This window comes from Desertivirga arenae (assembly GCF_017355785.1).
In the GTDB taxonomy this organism is placed as follows: Bacteria; Bacteroidota; Bacteroidia; order Sphingobacteriales; family Sphingobacteriaceae; genus Desertivirga; species Desertivirga arenae.
On sequence record NZ_JAFEWE010000002.1, the window covers coordinates 652,400 to 676,235 of the forward strand.

The following is a 23,836-nucleotide window of genomic DNA, read 5'->3' on the forward strand; positions in this document are numbered from 1 at the left end:
TCTCAACAGACCTTTTATAGAATGAAATTTACTTTCTGGCTATCCCTGTTTATCGTTTTTTATACCTTTCTGGGCTACGGTATTCTCTTATATTTTCTGATAAAAATACGACGTTCAGTTAAAGGCAAAAGGCCGATACCTGAGGTCGATTTTCAAGACCTTCCAACATGTACTCTGGTTATTGCTGCCTACAATGAGGAGGGATTTATAAGGGAAAAGATCAGCAATACACTTCAACTCGCCTATCCTGAGGGAAAGTTGGATATATTATTTGTGACCGATGGATCGAATGACAGGACACCAGATATTATTGGCGAGTTCCCTCAATTGAAATTGATGCATCGTCCTGAACGAAGCGGAAAAATCGCGGCAGTACACAGGGCTGTAGAACAAGTCCATACTGACGTTATCGTCTTTACAGATGCTAACACTTATCTAAATAAAGAGGCGCTTATTACTATCTGTCGTCATTACGCAGATCCTAAGGTGGGTGCTGTAGCTGGTGAGAAGCGTGTAATGGCCGGAGAAGAAGCAGATGCGAGTGCAGCCGGGGAAGGTTTCTACTGGAAGTATGAATCTACACTGAAAAAATGGGATTCCGAGTTGTATTCCGTTGTGGGTGCCGCCGGAGAACTCTTTAGCGTTAGAAAAAGTTTATATCAGCCTGTTAGTAAAGACGCTATTCTTGATGACTTTATGATTTCAATGCTGATAGCTGAGAAAGGATACAGAATCATATATGAACCCGAAGCCTATGCCTCCGAAACTGCATCAGCGGATGTTTCCGAAGAGCTAAAAAGAAAGGTAAGGATTGCCGCAGGCGGAATTCAGTCCATCATCTGGCTCAAGGGTTTGTTTAATATTTTCAAGTACGGCACCTTAAGCTTTCAGTACATTAGTCACCGGGTACTACGCTGGACAATTACCCCTTTCTTATTAATCCTTGCCTTTATACTGAACGTGCTTATAGCCCTGCAGCCTGAGGAGTTGCTTTTTCAACTACTCTTGCTTGCCCAGATCTTATTTTATCTGATGGCATTTATCGGCTACCTATTTGAGAAGAAGAATTTAAGGATTAAGATCCTGTTCATACCCTATTATTTCTGTGTAATGAATTATGCGGTACTTGCAGGAATTATAAGATATTTCAGAAAGCAACAAAGTGCTGTCTGGGAAAAAGCGAAAAGAAAAGAATAAGGAAAAAAGAGCCAGTTGATAGGCAAACAACTGGCTCTTAACTTCATACAAAACACAGCCGCATCTACCATAAATTTTCCTGCCGCAAAACGCGTCTTTCTCCATTTTTCCAAAACCAAACACCTCCGTTTTCTGTTATCTTTCATTCTACCAAAAAGAGTAACATGCTTGTAAAGGGGCTATTTTTTGATCAAGAGATGAACTTTGCCATATAATGATCCTAATAGTTGATGACAAACCGGAGAATATATTTTCCTTAAAAAAAATATTAGAGATAAATAGTTTTGAAGTCGATTCGGCCCTTTCAGGCGAGGAGGCATTAAAAAAAATATTAAAGAATTCTTATGCTCTCATTATACTGGATGTACAAATGCCAGGAATGGATGGATTTGAAGTTGCCGAAACAATCTCAGGTTATAGCAAATCTAAAGACATTCCTATAATTTTCTTGTCTGCTGTAAATACTAATAAGCAGTTCATAACCAAAGGTTATGCTTCTGGGGGTATCGATTATATTACGAAACCTGTAGACCCCGATATTCTTCTGCTCAAGGTTAAAACCTTTTACCGTCTTTATGAGCAAACCCGTGAGCTAAACGAAATTCAAAGAGCATTAAGAGAAGAGATCGAATTCAGAAAACAAGCTCAATCTGAACTAAAAGAACGTGTTCAGGAATTGAGATCTACGCTCGAAACCCTTCCTCAAATTGCATTTACAGCCAGGGCAAATGGAGAGATTGAGTTCGTTAATCAACATTGGTTCACTTATTCTGCTTCTGATACTGATTTTCCGGAATCTCATCCCGAAGATACCAGTATTGATGAAAAATGGCAGGAAGCCCTGGAGTTGGGAAAGCATATAAATGTTGAGGTTAGAATAAAGAAGCAATCTGATGGCGAATATTGCTATCATCTCCTTCGTGCTACTCCGATTAAGGAAGGCGACCACATTGTTAAATGGGTGGGAACTTTTACTGACATCGAGGAGCAGAAAAAGGCTGAGAGGCGCAAGGATGAATTTCTAAGCATTGCCAGTCACGAATTAAAAACACCTCTAACAAGCATCAAAGCCTACATGCAATTGCTTGAACGATCTATGGCAGCGGATCAGAATGAAGAAGTACCAGAGAGTACCAAGTACCTGCGACGCACGCAAACCCAACTGGATAAGCTTCAGAACCTGATTGTAGATCTCTTGGATATATCGAAAATTGAAAGTGGTAAAATGGCTTTCAATAAAAAGGAGTTCGACTTTGCACCACTTATTGAGAGTACTATTGATATTACGCGGCAAACCAACCCTGATTACTCGATTTCTTTGCGAGGAGATCACAAGGTTCAAATTATAGGAGACGATACCAGGATAGAACAAGTTCTTGTCAACTATTTAACCAATGCTATAAAATATTCCCCAACTAACAAAACAGTAGAAGTATGTACTGAACTTACTTCTGAGGATTGTATAAAAGTCACTATCCGTGACAAGGGAGTAGGAATTCCCGCAGAAAAAATTAACGACGTCTTCAAGAAATTTTATCGGGTGGAGGAAAACTCTCATCGTTTTCAGGGACTGGGTATAGGACTGTATATCTGCTCGGAAATAATTCGCAGGCATAACGGAACTTTTGGAGTAACAAGCGAGGAAGGTAAGGGCTCAGAATTTTATTTTACATTACCGGTCTATAAACGGCTTGACGTAGGGACAAATCAGGAAAAAAGCATCAATGAAATCAACTGCAACTAAAAATCTGCAATTAGGATACGGCTTATCACTCCTATTATTGCTATTAAGTTCAATTGCATCCTATATAAGTATTCAAAACCTTCTTGACAGTTCTAAACAGGTTGACAAAACCAACGAGGTTATCCGCGAACTGGAAAATACCATTTCAATCCTGAAGGATGCTGAAACCGGACAGAGAGGATTTTTACTTACCGGAATAGAAGAATTCCTCGACCCCTACAATGGGGCTTACGATAAAGCAGAAGCATCTATTGCCCATGTGCGGGAATTAACCAAGGACAATGATCTTCAGCAGAAGAACTCGGAAGAGTTGGAAAACATAACTTTAAAACGCATCAAGCGACTTGACCAGGTCCTTAATTACAAAAAAAGCGTAGGTACAGTAGATACAAAAGATATGATCTCTGGTAAGATCTACATGGACAAAGCCAGGGCTGTTGTGAAAAGGATGATTCAGGAAGAGAACCGGGTGCTGAAGGTAAGGACTGACAAGATGAACAAATTTGCCATCTTCACTCCAATCCTGATCGTGCTGGCAGCCATCATGTCTATCATTATAACCTTGGTATCCTACTTCAGAGCCAAAAAAGATATAGAAGAACGAACTGAGCTCTATTTGCAGCTCCGGGAGAAAGATCAGGAAGTGACCAAGCGTTTGAAGATCATTGAAGGAGTAGCTGATAAAATTTCAAACGGACAGTATACCATAAAGATCGAGGATCAGAACGAGAAAGATTCGCTCGGTAGCCTGGCGCTATCCCTTAATAAGATGGCAGAATCACTTCATTATTCGTTCACTGTACTATCAGATAATGAATGGTTACAGAGCGGCATTGCCGCATTGAACGAAACAATGGTTGGTGAAAAAGACATTGAGCAGCTTAGCAGTAACATCCTAGACTGTGTTGTTCAGTATACTAATAGTCACGTAGGAGCTTTTTACCTTATTACAGAAAGCGAGTATTTAGAATTATCCTCTGCTTATGCATTGAGCCGCAACAGGAAACAGCGGATTGAAATTGGAGAAGGAATTGTAGGCCAGGTAGCATCGAGCAAAAAACCTATCAAACTTGATCACCGGTCGGAGGAAGATATTGTAATAACTTATGCCAGCGGAGAAGCTAAACCAACTCATCTGTATATCGTGCCAATTGTTCAGGATGATGGCCTTGTCGGCGTAATCGAGGTAGCTTCGTTCCATGAATATTCAGAACGGCATTTGGATTATTTCAAGGGTATTTCCAGAAGTATTGCTCTGGCTATTAATACAGCACAAAGCAGAAAGAGGTTACAACAGCTTCTGGAAGAGACTCAAGCGCAGTCTGAAGAATTGCAGGCACAGCATTCAGAACTTGAAAATCTTAATACAGAGCTGGAAGCCCAGGCGCTTAAGCTGCAATCTTCAGAAGAAGAGCTAAGGGTACAACAAGAAGAATTGCTGCACGCTAATAAAGAACTTGAAGCACGGAGCTCCACCCTCGAAGAAAAGAACCAGCTGATTGTAGAGCGAAACCTGGAGATCCAGCGGAAAGCCGAAGAACTGGAATTAAGCACTAAATACAAGTCAGAGTTCCTCGCGAATATGTCGCACGAACTTCGCACGCCACTAAATTCCATTTTGCTCCTCTCCAGGCTGATGTCTGAAAATCCGGAGAAGAACCTGAATGAAGATCAGATCGAATATGCCAAAGTGATCCAAAGTTCGGGCAACGGACTATTATCCCTGATCGATGAGATCCTGGATCTTTCCAAGATTGAGGCTGGCAAAATGGACCTTGAATTTGCAGAAACCTCAGTGCAAGAAATTGTTAATGATCTAAAAGGCCTCTTCTCTCCTATTGCAAAAGATAAAGGTCTTGATCTGCAGTTCGAAATAAGCTCAGATACTCCTTCTGCTATCATCACTGATAAACTTCGTCTTGAGCAGATCTTAAAAAACCTTCTTTCAAATGCCTTGAAGTTTACAGCCAGGGGTACCGTCAAGCTCGGCATTGCTATCCCTGAAGGTAATAGCAATTTCGTACGTTTTGCCGTAACTGACACCGGAATTGGTATTCCGGTAGAAAAACAAAAGCAGGTATTTGAAGCCTTCCAGCAGGCAGACGGCTCAACCCGGCGAAAATACGGAGGTACAGGATTAGGTTTATCTATTAGTCGCGAACTTTCAAGACTATTGGGAGGAGATATTTCACTAAAAAGTGAACCGAGTAAGGGAAGCGAGTTCTCCGTTGTACTGCCGGTTGAGGGTAACAGTATCCCTGCAGGTTTACCAGCAGGGATGAGCTCAGAACTTCCAGCAGAACCAGAGATTATTGCACCTGCTGCTGTTCCTACCATTCAGGAGCCAGCACCGCGAATACCAATAGCCGATATTCCGCAAATTATTGCTGATGACAGGGAACTTGTTAAGCCAGGAGAAACTGTGGTTTTAATTGTAGAGGATGATTTGAACTTCGCGAAGACTCTGCTTGGCTTCACTCGCAAACGGGGCTATAAAGGTATTGTAGCAACGCAAGGCGACTATGGTATACAAATGGCCCATCATTTCAAGCCTGTAGCCATCTTGCTCGATATTCAACTTCCGGTAAAAGACGGCTGGGAAGTAATGGAAGAACTTAAATCCAGTCAGGACACCCGACACATTCCCGTTCACATTATGTCGGCCCTGGATGCAAAAAAAGAAAGCCTGGTTAAGGGTGCTGTCGACTTTATTAATAAACCGATCGCACTGGAGCAAATGCAGAATATGTTCAGTAAGCTGGAGGATGCACTTAACAGGCATCCAAAAAAGGTGCTGATCATTGAAGAAAACACAAAACACGCAGAAGCGCTCGCTTACTTTTTGTCAACCTTCCAGGTGGTAACCGAAATTAAAGAGTCTGTTAATGAAGGCGTATCGGCATTAAAAGACAGAAACGTTGATTGCGTAATACTCGATATGGGAATTCCTGATCCCGCTGCTTATCAGGCGCTGGAGGAGATCAAACAGAATGAAGGTCTGGAAAACCTGCCGATCATCATCTTTACAGGAAAGAACCTTTCGAAGTCGGAGGAAAAGAAACTGAAGCAATATGCTGATAGTATTGTAATGAAAACAGCACACTCCTATCAGCGCATTCTTGACGAAGTTGCTCTATTCCTGCATCTTATTGAGGAAAAGCATCCGGCAGAGGGTGGCGTTAAGAAGAACTTGACAGAATTGAATGAGGTTCTGGAGAATAAGACCGTATTAATTGCCGATGATGATGTACGGAACATCTTCTCACTTACCAAGGCACTGGAACAAGCTAAAATGAAAGTGCTTTCTGCTACTGATGGCAAAGAAGCCCTGAAAGTCCTTGAAGAAAACCCACAGGTCGACGTAGTTTTAATGGATATGATGATGCCGGAAATGGATGGGTACGAAACAACCACAAAGATCAGGAAAAATTATAAGTACCGAGATCTCCCTATACTTGCAGTTACGGCTAAAGCAATGACCGGAGATCGTGAAAAGTGTATCAAAGCTGGAGCATCAGACTATATTTCTAAGCCTGTAGATATTGACCAGCTTATTTCCCTGCTAAGAGTATGGCTTTACAACAAAAACATTTAAGAGTCAATGAAAAGTATTTTAATTATTGACGACGACCCGAGAAACATCTTCGCACTAAAGGCCGTACTAAAAGCTAAAGGTTTTACCTGTCTTACTGCCACCACTGCCGAGGATGGGCTAGAGCTTTTGAATGAGCATGGTGATGAAATTGGCATTATTCTTATGGATATGATGATGCCCGACATGGATGGATATGAAGCGATAGCAGTGATCAGACAACGGGATACTATTTCCCAGGTACCTATAGTAGCAGTAACTGCCCAGGCTATGGTTGGCGACCGGGAGAAGTGTTTGGAGGCTGGAGCGAATGCTTATATATCTAAACCTGTAAATGTCGATTCTTTAATGGGAATAATAGATGATTACCTAGAAAAAGATGTTTGAGCTGAAAGTTGTACAGGATGATGAAATAAAAGTGCTTTTGAACGATTTACTCGAACTTCATGGCTATGATTTCACCGACTACTCGAAAGCTTCTCTCAAGCGTCGGATAAATCGCCTGTTCACTTTAGACCGCTTTCCAAGCTTTGCTGAATTTCGCTACCGGTTGATGCATGACGCACAATACGTTAGAAGGTTTGTGGAACAAATTACTGTGCCCGTAACTGAAATGTTCAGAGACCCTAGCTTCTATAAGACATTAAGAGAAGAAGTATTACCAGTTTTGGGCACCTACCCGGTCATCAGGATCTGGCATGCGGGCTGCGCTACAGGCGAAGAAGTGTATTCCATGGCCATTCTTCTTAAGGAAGCAAATTTATTACATAAATCACTACTGTACGCTACCGATATAAATCCTGAAGTTCTGGAACGAGCAAGTAATGGCATATTCCCATTGAACCAAATGAAGCAATATTCAGAGAACTATATAAGTTCGGGGGGTAAACAGGAGTTCTCTTCTTATTATTCTGCTAAATATGATATGGCTAAGTTTGAAGATTCCCTTAGCAGTAAAATGATTTTTTCAACCCATAACCTTGTTTCGGATCGTTCCTTCAACGAATTTCAATTGATACTTTGCCGCAACGTATTAATTTATTTTGACAGGCAACTTCAGACAAGGGTTTTTGAGCTATTTACTGAAAGCCTGGATAACCTGGGTTTTTTGGCTTTAGGCTCTAAAGAAACCCTGCGTTTCTCCGCAGTTGCCGCCCGGTTTAAAGCTATCAATGCAAAGGAGAAAATATGGAGAAAGATAGCTTAAGGCAAGTTGACCTCGTTTTAATAGGTGGATCGGCTGGCTCTCTTGAAGTGATACTTCGTATTTTGCCAGACTTAAAATACGGTCTTCCCTTTGCTATTATCATTATTATTCATCGTAAAAGCAGCTTTGAATCGACCTTAACAGATCTTTTCGGTTCGCGTACCGGATGGCTGGTAAAAGAAGCTGAAGAGAAAGAAGATATCCTGCCTGGGACTATCTACGTAGCTCCAGCCGACTATCACCTTCTTATTGAGGATGACAGAACTCTTTCCCTGGATTTTTCTGAGAAGATACTTCACTCACGCCCTGCTATCGATGCAACATTTCAGACGGCCGCAGATGTATATAAACGATCGGTGGCCGCCTTCCTACTATCTGGAGCTAATGCAGACGGAAGTGCTGGCTTGCATGCTGTTCAAAAAGCCGGGGGGTTAACAATAATACAAGACCCTGAAGAGGCAGAAATTAAATATATGCCAGTACAGGCATTAAATAAGTTAACACCTGACTATATCCTTTCTAAACACAAAATGGCAGAGTTGATCAATCTGCTCGGCAATAAAGGTTAAATCAATGGTCAAGGTATAAAAAAAGGTGGATGAACCACCTTTTAAAGACTAAGAAAGAGCTGGAGCCAGGTTATACATACTCTTGACTTCCTCTCTCAAATTATATTTTGAAGCCATCACTTCTCCATAAGCACCTGCTGTACGAATGGCAATTAAATCACCTCTGGATGATGCAGGCATCTCTACTTCTTTTCCAAAGCAATCCGTCGATTCACAAATGGGACCAACAATATCATATTTAACAGTCTCCCCCTCAGTTCTCGAAATATTCTCGATCTGGTGATAAGCTTGATATAGCGCCGGACGCATAAGCTCTGTCATTCCCGCATCAAGTACAAGAAAGTGCTTCTTAATACCATTCTTAACGTAAAGTACACGGCTTATTAAAGTACCTGAATGTGCCACCAGAGCTCTTCCCAGTTCGAAATGCACCTCCTGACCATGCTTCCGTTCGAGGAATTGATCGAAGATCTGGAAATAGTTTTCAAAATCAGCTATAGGCTTCTCGTCTGGAGCATGATAGTCTATACCCAAACCGCCACCTACATTTAATACTTTCAAATTAAAACCGCGTTCTTCAAACCAGCCGCTAATTTCATTTACCTTTATACAAAGGCTTTTAAAGACCGTCAGATTTGTGATCTGGGATCCGATATGGAAGTGAATACCAATAAGCTTTACATTAGGGAGAACCTTTAAAGCATCAGTACAAGCATGAAGATCCCACTGGTTTATACCGAATTTATTCTCTTCAAGCCCGGTGGTGATATTGGCATGGGTATGGGCATCCACATTAGGGTTAATACGTAATGCAACCTTTGCTACTTTACCGGCCGAAGCCGCAAGTTCATTTATTACTCCAAGCTCCTGAACTGATTCTACATTGAAGCAGAAGATATCACTTTCCAGCGCTAGAATAATTTCTCTGTCTGACTTTCCTACACCAGCAAAAACAATGTTTTCTGCCGCAAAACCTACTTCTACTGCCTTTTTAACTTCGTTTCCGCTCACGCAGTCTGCGCCAAATCCAACCTCCTTTATCTTTTCTATAACTCTCTGATTAAAATTCGCCTTCATAGCATAATGCACATGAAAGTCATACTTATCAGCTGCTGCTTTACAAGCGTCAAGGGTTTGCTGAAGTAAATTCAGATCGTAATAGTAAAAAGGCGTTTCCTGCTGTTGAAAAGCCGAAAGAGTATCTGTATTAAACATGTTGATTAAAAAATCCCCCTGTATAAGGGGGAATTAAATATTAGTATCTCTCCCAAGAGAGAAATTAATTACTGAAATAAGTTTTTGTGCAAGCTTTGAAGCGCTTCAACTTTGTCAGAAGATTTAACGAGCAAAGAGATGTTATAATTACTTCCTCCGTAAGAAATCATTCTGATTGGCACATTGGCTAAAGATGAAAAAGCTTTTGACGTAAAGCCATTAGCGTCGTAGGAAAAGTCTCCAACAACACAAATGATGGTTTGATCGGAGTCGACCTCTACCGTACCAAAATCTTCAAGCTCTTTAGTGATCTCTGTGAGGTATTTCGTTTCGTCTATTGTTAAGGATACAGCTACTTCAGAAGTAGTGATCATGTCGATAGGTGTTTTGTAACGCTCAAAGACTTCAAATACCCTTCTCAGGAAACCATAGGCTAATAACATCCGGCTCGACTGGATCTTAACGGCAGTAATACCGTCCTTCGCAGCAATTGATTTAATAATACCTTTTTCGCTGTCGTTGGTGATCAAAGTGCCGGGAGCTGCAGGATCCATTGTATTTAACAAACGAACAGGGATCTTATATTTCTGGGCAGGAAATACACTTTGCGGATGAAGGATCTTAGCTCCGAAATAGGCAAGCTCGGCCGCCTCATCGAAAGACAGCTGAGCGATTGGCTTTGTTCCCTGAACAACTCTGGGATCATTATTATGCATACCATCGATGTCTGTCCAGATCTGCACTTCATCAGCACGGATAGCTGCACCAATTAAAGACGCTGTGTAGTCACTGCCACCACGACGAAGATTGTCTATTTCTCCAAAAGCATTCCTGCAGATATAACCCTGGGTGATGAACAATGTAGTTTCAGGCTTTTGATCAAGAAGAGGTTGCAAGTGTGAACCGATATATTCTACTACAGGCTCATTGTCCTCATCAATTTTCATAAAATCAAGAGCCGGCAATAGAACCGATTTGATTCCGGTTTCTGCTAGATAGAAATGATATAATTCCGTAGAAAGAAGCTCTCCCTGAGCCAGAACGATCTTCTCTTCAACCGGTGTAAACAAGTCAGTATCCAAAGATCCTATTAGAGTAAAATGATAAGTGATCAGCTCAAGGCCTTTCTTCTTTCCATCTTCAGTAGAAAATAACTCCTGAACAAATGCCTTATATTTTTCATGTAAAGCGTCAATCAGCTGCTTAGCCTTTTTCTTATCTCCGTCTAAATAAGCCTGAGAAATTTCTACAAGGCTATTAGTGGTTCCCGATACAGCAGATAATACAACAATCTGCTTTTCTTCCGGACGGATGATGTCTAGTAATTTCTTCATCCGCTCGGGACTACCTACTGATGTTCCTCCAAATTTTAAGATCTTCATTTAAAGCAATATATTTTGATGCGATGAACCTAAATAACCCATGCACTAATTATTGTTTACCTAGCGTTCGTAAACAATTTTACAGGTTCTATAATTGGCCGCAAAATTAGTTAAAAGCTTTAGAATTTAAGCTTCCCATTCAATTTATCTCAGAAAATAAGTTTTTGGCAAAAGTTTTGTATAGTGTGAAGCAACCAAAGCCATATAACTACTGGGAACACATCACCTTCCCTGCGTCTATTATTTTTTTTATTTCCTTAAAACAAAATAACCTAAATCAGATTGTATTATTAATATAAACCCACCTTTTATGAATAACACTAAGCTATTAACCAGTAAAGATCAGGAATTGATCAGCATGTTTGCAGAGGACGAAGTGACCTTTTGGGCAAACAAATGGGGAGTAACTAAAGAAACTGTAAAGAGTGCAGTGAAGTTTTCGGGAAGTAATTCAGTTTCAAAGGTGTATACATACCTTGTGAACTCGAATAAAGTTCGCTTAAGCTAACAGCGCAAAACGAAAAATTCTATGAGCAGCCCTGACGATTCGGGGCTTTTTTTTTTGTTTTTTATTGGATTAAAAGCAGATCTCTAATTTGGCAACCGTACATTCCTAACTTGCTTTTTTAGCTATTTTTTCTTCAGCAAGCTCCTTCTCCTCAGCATCTGGCTTCGGTTCTTCCTGTTCAAGTGAAGCAGTATTTTCATATTGCAGTTTTAAAAACATAGGAAAGTGGTCTGAGCCGCAGGCGGCAAGCTTTCGTATTTCCAATAACTTGAAATCGACTGAGCAAAACACATGATCTAAGGGAAAGCGAAGAAATGGATACCAGGCATGAAAGGTATTAAAGAAACCTCTACCCTTTCGTGGGTCTAGTAAACCACTGTACTTTGAAAATAATTCTGTAGTATAGCTCCAGGCTACATCATTAAGATCCCCCATTACAATTACCGGAAGATCATTCTTTCTGGCTAGTTTACCTACCAGCAATAACTCTTTGTCACGCTCCGTTGAGCGGGGATTCTCGTTTGGTACAGGAGGTGTTGGATGAACACAATAAAGTTGAACTTTTTTGCCTGACGGCAATATCAGCCTGCAATGAATAGAGGGAATATCCTTTTCTACCAAATATTCCACACTGTACTTCTCAAATTTCAACTTCGAGAACAGCATCATTCCGTACGTATTTTCCAGAGGAACTTCGATAGAATAGGGGTATTTCTCTTTCAAAACTGATAAAGCATTCTGCCACCAGGAATCTGTTTCCAACAGCAACATTATATCTGCATCCTGCGATTCCAGGTTCTGAATATACTCCTTATCATTTCTGTTGTATTGGTAAACATTTGCAGTAATTAAAGATATTCCCTTGTCTTGAAAGACTTCCCTGGCATGCTTTACCTGAACTTTAGCAACACTGAGAAAAGGATAGATCTGATAAAAAAGGTACACCAGATTACAGGAAAGCAATACACTAAATATTATAATTGAAGATTCATGATCACCCGTCAGCCATTTTACAATAAATGCGATCAGAAGTAAAGCAGTCAGGATCAGCTTTTGAAAACGGGGGTATTCAAACACTCTAAAAGCCCAGTAATCATTCCTCACCAGAGGGAGCAGAGACATTGTTAAGACCAAAGAGGCCAGAATTTCGAGGATATATTTTATAGAAGTAGCCAATTCTTAAATTTTATGAATTCCAGTTTGATTTATTACTGAAGTTAAATGCTCACCCTTCTCCCCTGCCTGCACCAAACTTGCAATCAACTAAAGCTATCAACATATAAGCAAAACAGAAGTTTCAGCCACCCTCCATAAAAGCAGAAAGGCGCGAGTTGTTTGCCCGCGCCTTTCAGAATATTTCTTTCAGGAATTATTTCTGAACTCCAAACTTATACAGGGTAGAAGTTTGGTAGGTTTCTCCTGGTTTCAAAGTAGTACTAGGGAATGAAGGTTTGTTTGGTGAATCAGGAAAATGCTGAGTTTCTAAACAAAAACCTGTACGATGCTGATATGGTTTTCCACCTTTACAGTCATTTAATTTTCCATCCAGGAAATTTCCTCCGTAGAATTGGATCCCCGGTTCATTGGTTAAAACCTCTAATGTGATACCAGTTTTTGGTCCAACCACAAAAGCAGCTTGCTTAAGGTTTTTAGATCCATCTGTTAAAACGAAATTATGGTCATAACCTTTACCCATCTTCAATTGCTCGTCATCTGCATTAACACGGGCGCCAATTGCTGTCGGCTTTGTGAAATCAAACGGAGTACCTGCTACATCTTTCAGCTCTCCTGTCGGGATAAGCGTTGCATCTACCGGAGTAAACTTAGAAGCATTAATAGTCAGAATATGATCATTAATATCCCCATTACCTTCACCATTCAGATTAAAGTAACAGTGATTGGTTAAATTTAACACTGTAGTTTTATCAGTAGTTGCAGAATAGTCCATTTTAATGGCATTGTCATCCGTTAAGGTATAGATCACTTTAACCGTTAAGTTACCTGGATAACCTTCTTCTCCATCAACCGATACGCGTGAGAGCTCAAGAGTATAGTCATTAACTTTTTTTGCATCCCATACTTGTGCATGAAATCCTTTTGGACCTCCATGTAAGGACTGACCATTATCATTTGCAGGAAGGTTATAGGCTTTACCATCCAGGGTAAAAGTAGCTTTACCAATACGATTTCCGTACCTCCCTATTAATGCTCCGAAATAAGGCTCATTTGCTTGTTGGTAGCCAGCAACTTTATCGTATCCAAGGGCTACATCTACAATTTTTCCATCTTTATCGGGAACCAGGATACTCACTATACGGCCTCCATAATTTGTTATAGCAACTTGTACGTTATTCTTATTTTTTAAAACGTATAAGCCTGCTTGCTTACCGTCGATTGTTGCTGAGAAATTGCTGCTGTCTGGAATCATAACTGTTGTTGATACAGAATCTGAATCTGCGTTAGATGTTGTCGTTTTATTAGAGTTGTTTGTACATGCCGACAGCCCTACGATACCGGCCGCCAAAATTAGCAATAAGTTCGATTTCATGAGTACAAATAGGTTTTTAAAAGATTTATAATAGTGTAAATATATCTCAGTAAATGCCCAAACACTTAACAGTTGTTTCGTACCGCACCCCACCTTCCAAATCCCAAGCGGCGGCGCAATATAGTATTTTACTTCTTATTATTTTCCAACTTCCACCACTGGCCAGCCCTTCTCCCATTTCATCCTTTCGATCCGCAACTTTGGAGCACCATTATCAGAGGCATCATATCCATGGAACACCAGGTAATCCATCTTATCAAAGGTATAGGCTGAATTATGCCCTACTCCGTACCAATTTGTATTACCCTGCATTACGATACTTCCTCCTCCTTTAGCCATCGATATTCCCTCTTTATCGAGATACGGACCTTCTAAACTTTTAGATCTCCCTACTATCATCTTGTAAGTACTTTTGGGCCCTTTACAGCAGTAATCAATTGATGCGAAAAGATAATAATATTTTCCTTTCCTGAACACAAAGGGGGCTTCGATAGCATTTCCCCCTGCATCAGCAGGATTATCATCTATGGCTGGAGGATTAGGACTTCCCGGACTTTCTTTGCGACTTGCGATGGTTTGAAGATGCACTGAATCACCAACAATTGCACTACGTTCCTTATTCAGTTTCACTATTTGTAAACCATCCCAGAAAGAACCAAAGAAGAGATAAGGATTATTTTTCTTATCTGTAACCAGGTTCGGATCTATTGCATTCCAGTTAGTAAGGCCTGGATAGGATTGAATTATCTTCCCATGATCTACCCACTTAAAGTCTCTTGAGGATGGGTCGAGAGTCTTATTTGTTGCTAATCCAATTGCCGAAGTATTTTTGCCAAAGGCTGAGACAGAATAGTATAAATAATACTGCCCGTTGTAATAGCTGATATCAGGCGCCCAGATATGTCCTTTAAATGTTGGAATTGCTTTCACAGCCCACTGAGGAGCTTCCGCAAAAACAGGCTTCTCCTTTTTCCAGTTCTTCAGATCTTTCGATGACCAAACAGAAATCCCCCATCCGGTGCAGAAAAGGTAGTAACTATCGCCCTGTTTTGTCATTACGGGATCGTGAACAGAAATATTCTGCTTCAGATCCTGCCCGAAAACAAAGTTGCTTGCCCCAACCAGGAGCAAGCAACCTATTATTTTTAACCAGTTCAACACTGTTTTATAACATTTTCACTTTTATAACATTTAATGAGTTAGGAGCAAGTTTTGTTGTAATGGCTTGCTTTTTAACAGAAACAGCTTGTGTTTTAGGACTAACTTCGAATGGTTTATCCAAGGTATTGACTTTCTCGGTATCTGAGGCACCTAAAACTGTAAGAGTTCCTTTTGACTGCAATTTAGTAACTCCCTCTACGCTAAAAGCACCTTCGGTTTCTTTATCAGTTGTATTAACAACTTTCAGGATAAGCTCATTAGTTTTCTTATCAATCACTGCCGATGCGTATAACCCATCTTGTCCTGTCACTTTTTGACCGTTTAACAATATCGGAACAACATTAGTTCCTTTATTTAGCGAATAAAGCTTTTGTACATGATAGTTAGGCGTTCCGTAAGAGCGGAGGTTGTCCACCCATATCATGTCAGGTGTCCACTGCCATCCGTCTATGTGAGCAAATAAGGGAGCATAAGAGGCCATATAAACAACATCTGCATTTCGCTCCAACCCGGTTAAGAAAGCTGCCTCGGATATGGCAGTTTTAACATTATTCTTATTATCAACGCTTACAGTCTTATCACTCTGGGCAGCATATTCACCAGCGAAGACCTTAGATCCGTTACGAGGATAGTTGTCATATCGGGTAGCATTTTCCAGGAACCACTCCGGGCGGCGGTAGTAATGCTCGTCGATCATGTCGGCTCCCATTTTTCTAAGTTCTCCGTTAAGGTAATCGAAACGTTCTCCGTTCGGATCGGTACCAGAACTGTTCACAAGTTTAATATTCGGATATTTTTCCTTAATGGCTTTGGTAAAGATTTTTAAGCGTTCCAAATACTGAGGGCCCCAGTTTTCATTACCAATTCCCATCATTTTAAGATTGAAAGGTTTTGGATGTCCCATATCAGCGCGCAACTTACCCCACTTGCTACTTACATCTCCATTGGCAAATTCTATAAGATCCAAGGCATCCTGGATATAAGGTCCTAATTCGTCTAGTGGCACTACCTCTGCAGTATTGAACTGGCATGCCATTCCGCAATTAAGAATAGGAAGAGGTTCTGCACCGACATCCTCTGCTAATTGAAAATATTCGAAGAAACCTAAACCGAAGGTTTGATAATAATCAGGAGCAGGACGATGAGCAAATTCATAATTCCAACGATTGATGATAAGTTCACGATCTTCCACGGGGCCTACTGTTTTTTTCCATTGATAGCGTAGAGAAAGGTCAGAGCCCTCAACGATACAACCTCCGGGAAAGCGAATAAACCCGGGCTTCATATCGGCCAACAATTGCACCATGTCTCCTCTTAAACCACCCGGACGGTTCTTCCAGGTATCAGAAGGGAACAACGAAATCATATCCAGATCAACTGTTCCGTTACCTTCAAACCAGATATTGAATTTGGCTTTGGGTTCTGTTGCAGTAGCATTAAAACTTACAGCCTGCTTTTTCCATTCATTTCCGGATTGAGTTGGCGTAAATACCCCAGCTCCGATCACATTTCCTTTTGGGTCAATCAACTCCAGGTGCATTTTCACTCCGGGATTCGACTGACGGTACATGACCGAGAAATCATATCTTAAGCCTTGTTTGATCCCCATACCGCGAAAACCCTCATTTTGCAGACCAAGGTCTCCCTTTTTTCTATTGTCAACTTTCACCCTTAAGAACCTTGGATTTGCAGCTTTTAGTTCCTGACGGTTGATAACCAACACATCCCCTTCATTCTTATTTCCCTGCACTGTCCAGCCCATCAAAGGCTTGTTGAATTCGAATGATCTGTTCTTAACAAGCTCGGCATAGATTCCTCCATCAGCACCCATGTTGATATCCTCAAAAAAGACACCCCACATGGTTGGCTGAACGGCAGCTCCTACCTGGGTCGCTTTAACTGTAAATGTTTTAACCTGGGCTAAACCCTGTCCTGCTAGTCCCAGAGAAAGACCCAGTAAACAAAGTAATTTGTAATTCCTTTTCATGTTCTAATTGCGCTTCAAGAAGCTTTTGTGTGTTTGTTTAGTAATTAGTCGATAATAATTGGTTCTTAAAGATAGGAAAAATATTAAATGTCAAAAAAACAATTAAAAATTTCACAGGAGACGTAAAAGCCCTGTTGCTGATTAGTCAGACAACAGGGCGAACCAATTTAAAAAACTATTGAATTTTTTTACCCCAGATGCCCAGGCCTCCACCATTCATTCCTGTATAGACAATTGTTGAAGCTTTCTTATTTTCCCAGTCTCTTTCTCTAGATACGTAAACCCGGTCCACAAATAGCCCGTTTGCAAAACGTGTGATCAAATAGGGCGCTTCGTAAGACCAGGATGTAGTTGCATCTCCACCGATAGTTCCATCTGCTCTCAAATCGTCAACGGCGAATGTTGCATTCATTTGAGGACTGGTTTGTTCATTTCCAAAACCAGGAACAACGGAATATAATAGAAGGATCTTCTCGTACTTACCAACAAGGCTATCCCTGGTTATGGGAGTTTGAGCTACATTCGCATATCTTTCAGGAGATACAGCGGGCCACCCGTTGTTCAGCCAGAACATTTTCCTGACATGGAGGACCATTGCCGCAGGGTCTGCACCTGGTCTCCCTTGGTGTGCCATATAATATTGATTATTATCATCCTTGAATACTGCACAGTGAGCTGTTCCCTGCCATCCACCATGCCCGTTAAACTTATATGGTGCAAGGATCATAGGATCATTATCAGCCGCATTATCTACGTTAATACCATTAAAATCAACAAAAGGACCGTTAGGATTAGGAGATTTAAAGACCCGAACGTTGTACTTTGTCGATAGCCAATCATACGAAACAAACAAGTAGTACATGTTCTTCTCGGCATTATAGATAATTTCAGCGCCTTCCAGGTTTCCGTTAATCATACCATTGGTACTTCCCCTTCTCACGATCCTTGTGCCCCTATCACCTGAAGTCTTAGCAAGACCTGTTTGCGGGTTCAACTCCAACTCATAAAGACCATCCCAAGAAGATCCATATACCATCCAATGTTGCCCTGAAGGCGTTACTACTACTGATGGGTCTATAGCATTGGTACCTGGGCCTGTATTAATCGAAGTAACAGCCAGGCCTTTCTCTACCCATGGACCTTCCGGAGAACTCGATGTAAGAAGTCCTATAGCACTAGTACGTCCTTGGGTTGGAGCCAGGGAATAATACAATCTAAACTCAGAGCCAACCTTCATAATATAAGGCGCCCAAAGACCTTGAACTGGGGTACCTTGCTGAGATTGAATATAGTTGACAGCTTGAGACGGAAGTGCATCCAAAGCCCAGCCTACGAATTTCCAGTCCACCAGATCCTTGGATTTTCTTACCATTATACCGATACGGGCAGTCGCACCATAAGCAACATCTGTACTGTAGCAATAATACCAGTCCCCAACTTTCAGAATTGAAGGATCATGTGTATTATATGGGCCCCATTTCCATGAATAAGAAAGAGGTGCAATACTCGCATAAGTATCATTCAAATTGTCTATGTTAAATGGTTTATCTGCAAATATCCCGGGATCAACTTCGGTTAAAGCCTCTTCTGATTTTTTACAACCAAATAATATTGTAGAAGCAAGTGCTAGTAAGCACGCTGATTTTAGAATTTTTAACATGGTTAATTACATTTCTCAGGTTTCACCCTGAACTGGTTCACATTGAATTAATTAGCCGGGTTGGGTGAAAGATTCTTATTTGTATTAAGTTCACCGAAAGGAATAGGTAAATATTCTTTACCAGGTTGCCAACTATTAAAATCCGTATCATGGAGTTTCAGTTCTGCAAGCTTTGCCGGATCATACAACCATCCCCAGCGAATGATATCGTTTATACGTTGACCTTCAATAGCAAACTCAAGAGCTCTCTCGTGCGCAATCTGGTCTCTCATCTGAGTCTTGTTCATATTAGGTTTCACAGTTGCCAAATTGGGTAGCTTAGCCCTGGTCCTTACCTGTTGGATAAAAGGATAAGCTTCGGCTGTCCGATTTAATTCGTTAAGTGTTTCGGCGTACATTAACAGAATATCAGCGTACCTTAAAATCCGGTAGTTAATTCCACCTGTTTCGAATGTCTCTTTCTGATGGAGGCCCAAGCCGTCATACGTGTATTTCCGGGTATAAATATCACTCGTGTTTGAGTAAGGCCAGGCAAGACCATAAACGGTGGTCGAATTGTCAGCAGGTTCGTATGAAGTGATGGTTGCCAAAAGCCTGGGATCACTTTTCCCATCAACTGTAGCTTCAGACTTATACTCATTGTATAACCAGCGAGTAGGTTGATAATCTTTAAACCCGCCCCATGATTCCCCTGGAGGTGCATAAGTGACTGAGATACCTTCAAATTGTCTCCAATTTACATTCGGTTCACCTGTCCAGTTTCCATCAGTTCCTCCTTCTGCAGTAAATTGAACCTCAAAAAGAGACTCTGCATTATTTTCATTGACAGACTTAAAATTGTCCCTGTAATTTGGCATTAGTGAATAAACTCCATTTAAAGCTCCTCCGGCGAGTAAGAACTTTTCGAACTGTTTTGCAGCCAGATCGTATTGCTTCCGGTATAAATATGCTTTGCCAAGCACCCCCGCTGCGGCTCCTTTTGTAGCTCTGCCTTTCTGTCCCTGATCAGGACCAACAACATTTGCATATGATATAGGCAGCATGGACTCTGCAGCTTTTAAATCTTCAAATATCTGATTCCAAATAGCATCTTCAGTTGCTGTAGCCGGAAAATAATCGTTTTGGTCTGCTGGCGGCCCAGTAATTAAAGGAACTGTTTTGAATGTTGTCGCAAGGTTATAATAAGCAAGTGCACGGAGAAAATAAGCCTGTCCCACTACCCTGTTTTTAGCGTCGTCAGCAATAACATCTGAACTCATTTTTCCAACGAATTCTATTACCTGATTTGCCCTATTAACAACAATAAAATGGTCCCTCCAAATCCATGACACGGGAGCTGATGTACTTGGGATAGTAAACCTTCCGGTTAGTACAAGATCAGTCCAGGGACTACTGCCGTAGAAATCATCACCACGACTATCGGTAAGTCCCGGAAATGAGCGTGTATAGGTACCTTCGAGTGCAAGAGCATTATACACAGCATTTATTCCAGCAAATGCCTCATCAGATGTTTTCCAATAAGAAGCAGTAGTTGGATAATTAGGATTTGCTAATTCTAACTTCTTATCGCATGCGGTAAAAAGCATTCCACAAACGACTAAAGAATATATAAGTTTTTTCATTGCTTTCTTAAATCTTAAAGTTTCCATTAAAATCCAACCTGAATTCCGAACATGATAGTTCTTGGTTTTGGATATGATCCATTATCTAAACCCGGAGTAAATACGCCATACGCATAATCTGGATTGTAACTCTTGTACTTCTGGAAGGTGTATACATTTTGTCCTGTAGCGTAAACCCTCACTCTGCTCACTCCTTTTATGAGGCCCGTTGGTATTGTATAACCTAATGATATAGTATTCAATCTAAGGAAAGTTCCGTCTTGCAGCCAACCCTCTCTGTCTGAGCTTTCCCAGTTATGGTTAGGATCCTCCCATGAAAGGCGGGGAATGCCCGTATTCGTATTTACAGAGGTGTATCTGTTCAACATGTCCTCATGGTAATTCGCATCCCCACCAGAGTGCATTAGATCTCTGTATAAGCGACTATTAATAAGGTAGTCACCAGCTCCGGATGCAAAAACGGTTAGATCAAACTTCTTATAGGAAGCACTGAAGTTCAAACCATAAGTAATATTGGGTAATCCACTTCCTAAATCAGTTCTATCATTATCGTCTATTTTTCCGTCAGGAACGCCGTTTGGGCCACTAATGTCCCTAAAAATGATATCTCCTACGCTTGCTCCGTCAAATTGCTTAGGATGAGCATCCACTTCAGCTTGGGTTTTGAACAGACCGTCAGTTAAAAAGCCATAATGCCTGCCAACCTCAGCACCTACTTTTGTTATAAAGGCACCATCAAGTCGCTGCTGCACGTTATTTCCTAAAGCTAGTACCTTATTTTTTACCGTACCTACATTTGCAGCTAAGTCAAATTTAAATTCACCGGATTTCTTGTGATATGTTGCAGTAAGTTCTACCCCTGTGTTTTGGAGAGTTCCTGCATTTACAATTGGATTTGAGTTAATTGATCCTACTGAAAGCGGAATTGGAATAGGTACTAAAATATCCTGACTCTTACTATAGTAGTACTCACCAGACAGATCAATCTTTCCATTTAATAATTGAGCATCAAAACCCACATTGCTTGTTATTCTGTCTTCCCACTTCAAAGTTGTAGAAACTACATTGGTTTGGAGACCTCCAAGTACTCTTGTCCCATCAAAAGTGTATACAACTCCTGGGTTTATCACTGCCTGATAAGCATAGTTACCTATATTTTCGTTACCGAGTTTACCCCAACTAGCCCTTAATTTTAAATCGCTAATAACAGTCTTCGCACTTCTAAAAAAATCTTCATTACTAACTCTCCAGCCCAGTGCTACTGATGGAAAATACCCTGTACGATAGTCCTTTGCAAATCTTGAAGAAGCATCCCTCCGTAGGGTTGTAGTTATAAGGTACTTCTCTCCATAATTATAATTTATTCTACCAAGATAAGAGGCGAGTGCATTCTTATCTTCATAACTTGTAGATGAATTCTTAGCTCCGTTGCGAAGATTTGCGAAGGCTTCATTCGTAAATTCTTGAGCAGTTGCGTCTCTATCGCTATATTCATTAACCTGATACATTTGCCCTACCAACATGTCGAGTGTATGTTTCTTCTTAGCTAACTGATAAGTCAGGGTATTCTCTACTAGCTTATTCTCATATAATCTGGTCCCATCATTTACCCTTGCTGTCGGATTAATAAAAAAGTACCCTAAATTAAAGGTTGGAATGAAAGTATAGTCCCGTGCAGTCAATGCATCATAGCCAAAATTCAGTCTATATTTCAAACTATGGCCGGCCTTCTTCAGCAGACTAGCCTCACCATAAACAGTACCCATTGTTCTGTTCACGTCGGTGGTGTTCTTTATCAAACTATTGTAGCCAATTCCGTTTAAAGAAATCGCATTATGAATCTCACTTGAGGTTCCACCAAAACCACCTTTTCTCGCCGCGTCATATAATGGCATTGTTGGAATGGCAAAAACAAGATCGTTAATTAATGGAGGGCGACCGCCGGGTAATACTCCATCGCCCGTTACCAGTGCATTCTCATGAGAACGAGCATAAGAAATACTTTGACCGAACTTAAAAATCCCCTTTTCCTGGGTCGCATTAACCCTGCCAGTATACCGACGATACGTTGGTCCGTTTCCGACAAAAGTTCCATTATTATCGAACATGTCTAAAGACGCATTATAGGTACTGGTTTTACTACCTCCTGAAAAATTCAAATTATGATTCTGACGATTACCTGTCTTCAATCCTTCTTTTTGCCAATCTGTATCCACATTATCTATAAAACTTGGAGAATTAGGATCATTACCTGCAGCTAAAGGCTTATTAGTTGCATTTAATCGGGCCTCGTTATTCAGTACCTGATAATTATGAGCGTTTGTAACTGGCATAATCTGCCAAACCTTGTCCCAACCGTAGTAGGCGTTATATTCTACTTTCAACGGAGTTTCCTTTCTTCCTTGTTTGGTTGTGATAATTATAACGCCGTTAGCTGCACGAGATCCGTAGATAGCACCGGCTGATGCATCCTTAAGCACCTGCATACTTTCTATGTCATTGGGGTTAATTTCCCTCGGCACACCACTTAAAGGCATCCCATCGATCACGTATAGCGGATCTGCGTTGCCAAATGTGCTGATTCCCCTTAGTCTTACCTGAGGAAAGGCTCCTGGCTGCCCATCACTCGTGACGGTAACCCCTGCAACACGGCCTTGTAGCATCTGACCCACATCATTTGTCGAAGTCTTCTTCATTTCTGTAGTGCTTACTACCGCTACCGATCCCGTAATATCCGACCTCTTCTGGCTACCGTAACCAACTACAACCACTTCATCAAGCGTCTTAGTATCATCTGCAAGAGATACATTAACTGTTGTTCTGTTATTTACAGCAACTTCAATTGGTTTAAAACCTACATAAGTAAATACAAGCACGCCATTCCCATCGGGAAGATTAAGGGTATAGTTACCATTGATGTCTGTAGTAGCAGCGATAGTAGTTCCCTTTAATTTCACTGCCACCCCTGGAAGGGATTCACCCTTCGTATCCGTAACCTTTCCTTTAACCGTTACTGCGAGCTTTTCTGAAGAGAAAGACTTCAGAATTACGTAACTATTATCCTGGACCTTTTCAAATGATAAACTAAAAGGCTCAAGTACTTTTTGTAATACTTCTTCGAGTGTACCTTCGGTTGGCACTGTTGATGGATAAACTGCCTTGTCTTTAACCAACTTACTGTTGTAGTTGAAGCGCACATTGTACTGCCCCTCCAATGATTTAAGTAATGCAACGAGTTGCCTTGGACTTTCATTTTGTGGTATTGTTGAGTCAATCCTTTCCCTGCTTAATGAAGCATAAGATTGAGAGAAAGCATTGCTTTGCCAACAGCTGATGGAAGCTGTTAGTAATACTGTAACTTGTTTCAGTATAGAACTTCTCATGTTTAACTTGATGTTTATTAATTGGTTGTACTTAATTGGTTGCTAATAATTGGTTCTGATG

General features: G+C 40.9%; 16 protein-coding genes. 7 read left to right on the forward strand and 9 right to left on the reverse strand.

Annotation, left to right across the window (positions count from 1 at the left end):
- Nucleotides 1-21: 21 nt before the first annotated feature.
- The 6 genes from J4N24_RS06790 (at nucleotide 22) to J4N24_RS06815 (ending at nucleotide 8,309) form a co-directional block, all read left to right on the forward strand.
- The gene (locus J4N24_RS06790; protein ID WP_207532899.1) at nucleotides 22-1,197 is read left to right on the forward strand and encodes a glycosyltransferase family 2 protein; all 1,176 of its coding nucleotides are present in this window, start codon (nucleotides 22-24) and stop codon (nucleotides 1,195-1,197) included.
- A 214-nt stretch (nucleotides 1,198-1,411) separates the two neighbouring features.
- On the forward strand, nucleotides 1,412-2,941 hold the full coding sequence (locus J4N24_RS06795) for an ATP-binding response regulator (protein ID WP_207532900.1): 1,530 nt from the start codon (nucleotides 1,412-1,414) through the stop codon (nucleotides 2,939-2,941).
- Nucleotides 2,922-6,536: a response regulator gene (locus J4N24_RS06800; protein WP_207532901.1), complete on the forward strand. Its 3,615-nt coding sequence runs from the start codon at nucleotides 2,922-2,924 to the stop codon at nucleotides 6,534-6,536. Before J4N24_RS06795 ends, J4N24_RS06800 begins: the two co-directional genes overlap by 20 nt.
- Nucleotides 6,537-6,542: 6 nt before the next feature.
- Nucleotides 6,543-6,920 (forward strand): response regulator, encoded by a 378-nt coding sequence (locus J4N24_RS06805; protein WP_207532902.1) that lies wholly within the window; start codon nucleotides 6,543-6,545, stop codon nucleotides 6,918-6,920.
- Nucleotides 6,913-7,740: a CheR family methyltransferase gene (locus J4N24_RS06810; protein WP_207532903.1), complete on the forward strand. Its 828-nt coding sequence runs from the start codon at nucleotides 6,913-6,915 to the stop codon at nucleotides 7,738-7,740. The genes J4N24_RS06805 and J4N24_RS06810 overlap by 8 nt, the downstream gene beginning before the upstream one ends.
- Nucleotides 7,722-8,309, forward strand: coding sequence for a chemotaxis protein CheB (locus J4N24_RS06815; protein ID WP_207532904.1), 588 nt, complete (start codon nucleotides 7,722-7,724; stop codon nucleotides 8,307-8,309). The genes J4N24_RS06810 and J4N24_RS06815 overlap by 19 nt, the downstream gene beginning before the upstream one ends.
- Nucleotides 8,310-8,357: 48 nt before the next feature.
- Here J4N24_RS06815 and lysA read toward each other — a convergent pair whose 3' ends face one another.
- Complete coding sequence (lysA, locus tag J4N24_RS06820; protein ID WP_369806205.1) at nucleotides 8,358-9,548, reverse strand: diaminopimelate decarboxylase; 1,191 nt, start codon at nucleotides 9,546-9,548, stop codon at nucleotides 8,358-8,360.
- 44 nt (nucleotides 9,549-9,592) lie between these two features.
- The gene (locus tag J4N24_RS06825) at nucleotides 9,593-10,906 is read right to left on the reverse strand and encodes an aspartate kinase (protein ID WP_207532906.1); all 1,314 of its coding nucleotides are present in this window, start codon (nucleotides 10,904-10,906) and stop codon (nucleotides 9,593-9,595) included.
- 310 nt (nucleotides 10,907-11,216) lie between these two features.
- On the opposite strand from J4N24_RS06825, the gene J4N24_RS06830 reads away from it, so the two are divergent.
- Nucleotides 11,217-11,414, forward strand: coding sequence for a DUF3606 domain-containing protein (locus tag J4N24_RS06830; RefSeq protein WP_207424799.1), 198 nt, complete (start codon nucleotides 11,217-11,219; stop codon nucleotides 11,412-11,414).
- Between the two features lie 105 nt (nucleotides 11,415-11,519).
- On the opposite strand, the gene J4N24_RS06835 is transcribed toward J4N24_RS06830, so the two are convergent.
- The 7 genes from J4N24_RS06835 to J4N24_RS06865 all read right to left on the reverse strand — a co-directional run bounded on the left by J4N24_RS06835 (nucleotide 11,520) and on the right by J4N24_RS06865 (nucleotide 23,775).
- A complete protein-coding gene (locus J4N24_RS06835) occupies nucleotides 11,520-12,590 on the reverse strand; it encodes an endonuclease/exonuclease/phosphatase family protein (protein WP_242691532.1) in 1,071 nt (356 codons plus the stop codon).
- Nucleotides 12,591-12,783: 193 nt separating this feature from the next.
- Nucleotides 12,784-13,962 (reverse strand): aldose epimerase family protein, encoded by a 1,179-nt coding sequence (locus J4N24_RS06840; RefSeq protein ID WP_207532907.1) that lies wholly within the window; start codon nucleotides 13,960-13,962, stop codon nucleotides 12,784-12,786.
- 138 nt (nucleotides 13,963-14,100) lie between these two features.
- A complete protein-coding gene (locus J4N24_RS06845) occupies nucleotides 14,101-15,120 on the reverse strand; it encodes a family 43 glycosylhydrolase (protein ID WP_207532908.1) in 1,020 nt (339 codons plus the stop codon).
- A gap of 7 nt (nucleotides 15,121-15,127) precedes the next feature.
- Entirely contained in the window at nucleotides 15,128-17,110 is a 1,983-nt protein-coding gene (locus J4N24_RS06850) for an alpha-L-arabinofuranosidase family protein (RefSeq protein WP_242691533.1), read from the reverse strand.
- Between the two features lie 175 nt (nucleotides 17,111-17,285).
- Nucleotides 17,286-18,770: an arabinan endo-1,5-alpha-L-arabinosidase gene (locus tag J4N24_RS06855; protein WP_207532909.1), complete on the reverse strand. Its 1,485-nt coding sequence runs from the start codon at nucleotides 18,768-18,770 to the stop codon at nucleotides 17,286-17,288.
- 47 nt (nucleotides 18,771-18,817) lie between these two features.
- Nucleotides 18,818-20,392 carry a RagB/SusD family nutrient uptake outer membrane protein gene (locus J4N24_RS06860; protein ID WP_207532910.1) on the reverse strand — a complete coding sequence of 525 codons (1,575 nt, stop codon included), beginning with the start codon at nucleotides 20,390-20,392 and terminating at the stop codon, nucleotides 18,818-18,820.
- Nucleotides 20,393-20,418: 26 nt separating this feature from the next.
- Nucleotides 20,419-23,775 (reverse strand): SusC/RagA family TonB-linked outer membrane protein, encoded by a 3,357-nt coding sequence (locus J4N24_RS06865; protein WP_207532911.1) that lies wholly within the window; start codon nucleotides 23,773-23,775, stop codon nucleotides 20,419-20,421.
- Nucleotides 23,776-23,836 lie beyond the last annotated feature (61 nt).